The following is a 4,044-nucleotide window of genomic DNA, read 5'->3' as shown; positions in this document are numbered from 1 at the left end:
CAGCAAGCATTCCGCGACGTTTATCTTACAATTTCGGACATGTTCGACTAGATTGTCCGGTCAGAAAACGATAGCCATTAGCGTTGCCGCGTCGCAACATGAACGGCGTCCTTGGCATCAATGCGCGATAAAAAGCAAACTCACTAGCAATAGCTCGTAGCCGCCGTCGTCATGGTCTATATGCGCAGCACCCCAGGCCGTGCGATGCTGTCACCGTTTTGTTTTAAGGAGTTGCCTATGTCCACCCCTCTGTCCGATCACTACAAGGGCTTCGAAATCCATGTCCAGGCCATGCGCCGCGCGAAAGAGCGTGACGAAGCTGACGACGGCCCGCGCCATTTCGATATCGTCGTGACCATTTCACGCAGTGCGAGCGGCGTAAGCGGCAAATCGGAGATCTTCGGCGTGCCGGACCAGGAGCCGTTCGAAAGCCCGATCGAGGCAACGCGCGCGGGCATTGACTACGCGCGCGACATCATCGACAAGAAGGTTGACGGGGAATCCGTCGATGAACTTTGAGGCCGATCAACGGGCAGCACACGCACTCACGGGTAGCTGCACGCCGCTTGACCTGCCGGACCTGACACGGTCGTCGGTTGGCGGTCGATTGCGGCGTGTCCGCCGACGCCCAATACGCCCCCTATACGGTTGCCGGGATTCGTTCAGACAGCGTGATTCCCTATGTGGTTAACGGCGAGTGACCCGGTCAGGACCATCAGGGCCTTCAGCAATTGCGATTTACAGCATTAGCGTCCACGCTCCTCCGCCTGTACGTCATGTGCATGCGCTGTTCCAGCGAGTTCGGGCGCCACAGGACTGCAATGCGTCGGAAGCAACAAACTCTTCATCCAACAACTCAAACGAAATCAGGAGATATGCAGCATGAACACACGTCAAAAACATCTCAAAAATACGCCGCGCCGCCGTTTTATCTCGACCGCGTTGTCGCTGAGCGCGTGCGCTGCGTTGCCGCTGTCGCTGCTTTCCAAGAGCGCTCAAGCCCAGGCGGCGCAAAAGCCGAAGGTTGCGCTGGTGATGAAGTCGCTCGCCAACGAGTTCTTCCTCACGATGGAAACCGGCGCCAAGGATTACCAGAAACACAACGCCAGCCAGTTCGACCTGATCACCAACGGCATCAAGGATGAGACCGACACGGCCAACCAGATCCGCATCGTGGAGCAGATGATCGTCTCGAAAGTCGACGCGCTGGTGATCGCGCCGGCCGACTCGAAGGCGCTCGTTCCCGTGATCAAGAAGGCGGTGGATGCCGGCATTATCGTGGTGAACATCGATAACCGGCTCGATACGGACGTGCTCAAGTCGAAGGACCTGAACGTGCCGTTCGTCGGTCCGGACAACGAGAAGGGCGCGAGGCTGGTGGGCGACTATCTCGCGAAGAGCCTCAAATCCGGCGATAACGTGGCCATTATCGAAGGCGTGTCGACCACGACCAATGCTCAGCAGCGTACTGCCGGCTTCAAGGCCGCCATGCAGGCGGGCGGCATGAAGGTCGTGTCGCTGCAATCGGGCGACTGGGAAATCGATAAGGGCAACGCGGTGGCATCGCAGATCCTGAACGCGAACCCGGATGTGAAAGCGCTGCTGTGCGGCAACGACAACATGGCGATCGGCGCGGTGGCAGCCGTACGTGCCGCCGGCAAGGCGGGTAAGGTGTACGTCGTGGGTTACGACAACATCAACGCAATCAAGCCGATGCTCGCCGACGGCCGAGTGCTCGCCACCGCCGATCAATTCGCGGCGAAGCAAGCCGTTTTCGGTATCGACACGGCGCTCAAGGCGATCGCTGCGCATAAGAAGCAGTCGGAATTGTCCGAGGTGGTCGAAACGCCCGTTGTCCTGGTCACGAAGAAGTCAGCTTAAATAAGTCAAAGAGCAGGCATCTGGATTTTCATTTGTCTGCTTAAAGACTCAAGATCTGAACGCCCCTGCCGATAAACAGAGAATGAAGGACCGAAGATGCATCTTTCTCGACCTCGGGCATGGGGCGTTCAGCGTGTAGATCGGTAGCCCGGCCGTTTTCAGGTTCGGTGAAGTGGCTTGGCTGCAAACGATTGCCGCGAGAACGGAATAATGGACGACATTGTGAAAGTCGCGCCCGGCCATGAGGTTGTGCTCACGGTGACAGGCGTCGGCAAGACATACGTGATACCGGTGCTGTCCGATGTCACGTTGTCGTTGCGTGCGGGCGAAGTGCTGGCGCTGACGGGTGAAAACGGCGCGGGCAAAAGCACGCTGTCGAAGATCATCGGCGGCCTGGTGGACCCGACCACGGGCACGATGACGCTGGCCGGCGCGCCTTACGCACCCGCCAGCCGCAAACAGGCGGAAGCGCTCGGGGTGCGGATGGTGATGCAGGAGCTGAACCTGCTGCCTACGTTATCGGTGGCCGAGAATTTGTTTTTGAACCGCTTGCCGCAGATCGGCGGGCTGGGCTGGATCGATAGAACGAAGCTGCGCGAGGACGCGCGCCACGCCATGGCGCAGGTGGGGCTGGACGCGATTCACCCGGATACGCTGGTCGGCGAACTGGGCATCGGCCATCAGCAGATGGTGGAGATTGCACGCAACCTGATTGGCGACTGCCGCGTGCTGATTCTCGACGAACCCACCGCGATGCTGACGGCGCGCGAAGTGGATTTGCTGTTCGAGCAGGTCCAGCGGCTGAAGGCGCGGGGCGTGGCGCTGGTGTACATCTCGCACCGGCTGGAAGAATTGAGGCGGATCGCGGAGCAGGCGGCCGTGTTGCGCGACGGCAAGCTGGTTCACGTCGATGCCATGAGCAATCTGTCCAGCGACCGGCTGGTCACGCTGATGGTGGGGCGTGACATAGGCGAACGGATCGACCTGGGCGAACGGCGGATCCGGGAGGTCGCGCTGAAAGTGACGGGCATGAGCCGCGCGCCGGTGGTCCACGACGTGTCGTTCGAGGTGAAGGCAGGCGAGATTTTTGGCATCAGCGGGTTGATCGGCGCGGGTCGCACGGAATTGATGCGGCTGATTTACGGCGCGGACAAGGCCGATGGCGGTGTGGTGCAGGTGGCGCACAAGGGCGCGGCGTTGCAGCCGGTGTCGATTAGCTCTCCTGCGGACGCCGTGAAGCACGGCATCGCGTTGATTACCGAAGATCGCAAGGGCGAGGGCTTGCTGTTGCCCCAGCCGATCGCGGCGAACATTTCGCTTGGCAACATTGGCGCGGTATCGCGCCACGGGATCGTCGATGCCAAGCGCGAGGCGGCGCTGGCGCAACGGCAGATCGACGCGATGCACATTCGCTCGGCCGGGCCTTCCCAGCCAGTGTCGGAGTTATCGGGCGGCAACCAGCAGAAGGTGGTGATCGGACGGTGGCTGGCGCGCGATTGCACGGTCTTGCTTTTCGACGAACCGACGCGAGGGATCGACGTCGGCGCGAAGTTCGATATTTATGCGTTGATGGGCGCGCTGGCCCTGGAAGGGCGGGCGCTGGTGGTGGTATCGAGTGATCTGCGTGAGTTGATGCTCATATGCGATCGGATCGGCGTGATGTCGGCGGGACGGATGACCGGAATGTTCTCGCGGGAGAACTGGACGCAGGACGCATTGCTGGCGGCAGCTTTCGCCGGGTACGCGAAACGCGAGGAAATCCTGCATGACCCGATTACGCCGGACGCGAAGGCGCCCAATGCGCCGGACGCGTCGGCCGGCCAGACCACCGCGGAGCATTAAATGAGCGAACAAATTGGCAACAACACAGACTTGAAAGTGGAACCGCCGAAGGACGTAAAGCCGGCGGGCACGCGGCTGGGACTGTCCAATTACCTGGGCCTCCTGGGTGCGCTCCTCGCGATGATCATCTTGTTTTCATCGCTGAGTTCGCACTTTTTGACGTACGACACTTTTAGTACGATCGCGAACCAGATTCCGGATCTCGTCGTGATGTCGGTGGGCATGACGTTCGTGCTGATCATCGCGGGAATCGATTTGTCGGTGGGATCGGTGCTGGCGCTGGGCGGGTCGGTGGTTAGCATGGCGGCGTTGCAGTGGCAC

At 60.5% G+C, this 4,044-nt stretch carries 3 protein-coding genes and 1 pseudogene; all 4 read left to right on the top strand.

Annotation, left to right across the window (positions count from 1 at the left end; all coding sequences use genetic code 11):
* Nucleotides 1–237: 237 nt before the first annotated feature.
* Entirely contained in the window at nt 238–519 is a 282-nt protein-coding gene (locus WCA53_RS07645) for a hypothetical protein (RefSeq protein ID WP_423907589.1), read from the top strand.
* A 363-nt stretch (nt 520–882) separates the two neighbouring features.
* The gene (locus WCA53_RS07640) at nt 883–1,881 is read left to right on the top strand and encodes a sugar ABC transporter substrate-binding protein (protein WP_423907587.1); all 999 of its coding nucleotides are present in this window, start codon (nt 883–885) and stop codon (nt 1,879–1,881) included.
* Between the two features lie 210 nt (nt 1,882–2,091).
* Nucleotides 2,092–3,723, top strand: a complete 1,632-nt coding sequence (locus WCA53_RS07635; RefSeq protein WP_423907585.1) for a sugar ABC transporter ATP-binding protein — start codon at nt 2,092–2,094, stop codon at nt 3,721–3,723.
* Nucleotides 3,724–4,044, top strand: a pseudogene (locus WCA53_RS07630) (ABC transporter permease); the annotation flags it as partial. It abuts the gene before it with no gap.

Source organism: Caballeronia sp. (genome assembly GCF_049581465.1).
GTDB lineage: Bacteria > Pseudomonadota > Gammaproteobacteria > Burkholderiales > Burkholderiaceae > Caballeronia.
Note: the sequence above shows the minus strand (reverse complement) of the source record. Positions and strands in the feature narration are given on the sequence as shown.

Coding starts and splice junctions, on each gene's coding strand:
- WCA53_RS07645 (WP_423907589.1), top strand. CDS start 238: ATGTCCACCCCTCTGTCCGATCACTACAAGGGCTTCGAAATCCATGTC.
- WCA53_RS07640 (WP_423907587.1), top strand. CDS start 883: ATGAACACACGTCAAAAACATCTCAAAAATACGCCGCGCCGCCGTTTT.
- WCA53_RS07635 (WP_423907585.1), top strand. CDS start 2,092: ATGGACGACATTGTGAAAGTCGCGCCCGGCCATGAGGTTGTGCTCACG.